Source organism: Rhizobium rhizogenes NBRC 13257 (genome assembly GCF_000696095.1).
In the GTDB taxonomy this organism is placed as follows: domain Bacteria; phylum Pseudomonadota; class Alphaproteobacteria; order Rhizobiales; family Rhizobiaceae; genus Rhizobium; species Rhizobium rhizogenes.
The window spans coordinates 1-1,429 of sequence record NZ_BAYX01000042.1 but is presented as its reverse complement, the minus strand read 5'-3'; the positions used below and the strand labels follow the sequence as shown (position 1 = coordinate 1,429).

Here is a 1,429-nt window from a genome sequence, read left to right as displayed (position 1 = left end):
ATCGTGTCCACGGGAGTGGTGTAGCTGACGGCTGATGGCCGTGCTTTCCGACATGGGTCGGAGCGGATATCAGCGAGCCACAGCGGGCAGACTGATTTGGGGATCATCGCTCATTTGGGCCATGGTCTCAAGCGTCATATACCTGGCGCGTTGGACGGCCCACTCGTCGTTCTGTTCGAGCAGCAGTGCGCCAACGAGACGGACGATCGCTTCGTCGTTCGGAAAGATGCCGACGACCTCGGTGCGTCGCTTGATTTCGCCGTTGAGACGCTCAATTGGATTCGTCGAGTGCAGTTTTGCCCGGTGCTCTTTCGGGAAGGTCATGTAGGCGAGCACATCCTCTTCAGCATCGTCCATGATGGTGGCGAGCTTCGGCACTTTCGGTCTGATCTGATCGGCGACGCTGCGCCATTGAGCGCTTGCTGCCTCCGGCGTCTCCTGAGCAAATGCCGTTGCGATAAAGGCGGAGACGACCCGCCTGCCGCTCTTTCCAGCATGCGCGAGCACGTTCCTCATGAAGTGAACCCGGCACCTTTGCCAGGTGGCGTTGAGAACCTTGGTGACGGCCGCCTTGAGACCTTCATGGGCATCGGAGACGACGAGCTTGACGCCACGCAATCCTCGACGTGTCAGCCTGCGCAGAAACTCCGTCCAGATCGGTTCTGCCTCCGATGTACCGACCTCCATACCCAGGACCTCGCGCCGCCCGTCGTTGTTGACGCCGACAGCAATGATGACGGCGACGGAGACGATGCGACCGCCACGGCGGACTTTGAGATAGGTCGCATCCACCCAGACGTACGGCCACTCGCCCTCAATCGGCCTGTCGAGAAACGCCTTTACCTTGACGTCGATTTCTTCGCACAGCCGCGACACCTGGCTCTTGGAGATGCCCGACATGCCCATGGCTTTGACCAGATCGTCGACAGAACGGGTCGAGATTCCCTGGATATACGCTTCCTGGATAACCGCCGTCAGGGCCTTCTCTGCCATACGGCGCGGCTCGAGAAAGCTCGGAAAATAGCTTCCCTTGCGCAGCTTTGGAATGCGGAGTTCAACGGTTCCGGCCCGTGTCTCCCAATCGCGGTCACGGTAGCCGTTGCGTTGAGCAAGGCGCATCGGGTTCTTCTCGCCGAAGTCAGCACCGGTGGCTGAGCCGACCTCCAGCTCCATCAGCCGCTCGGCTGCAAAACCGATCATCTCGCGCAATAAATCTGCATCGGCGCTCTTCTCAACAAGCGAGCGCACGTTCATCATGTCATTGGTCATCGGTGGTCTTTCCGTCAGGTTGGTCTTCAACAACCCGACCCTAGCGGAAAACACTGATGGCCGCCCGCAAACCCAATCACCCGCTACAGCGCTATGAAAAGCGCGCGGCTGCTCGGCTTTGCTACCTCCCGCCACCTACACCACGTGCCGGGACACGATC

At 59.8% G+C, this 1,429-nt stretch carries 1 protein-coding gene; it reads right to left on the bottom strand.

The features are described 5' to 3' along the window. Window positions 1-69: 69 nt before the first annotated feature. Window positions 70-1,269 carry an IS256 family transposase gene (locus RRH01S_RS33030; protein WP_042477839.1) on the bottom strand — a complete coding sequence of 400 codons (1,200 nt, stop codon included), beginning with the start codon at window positions 1,267-1,269 and terminating at the stop codon, window positions 70-72. Between the last annotated feature and the right edge of the window lie 160 nt (window positions 1,270-1,429).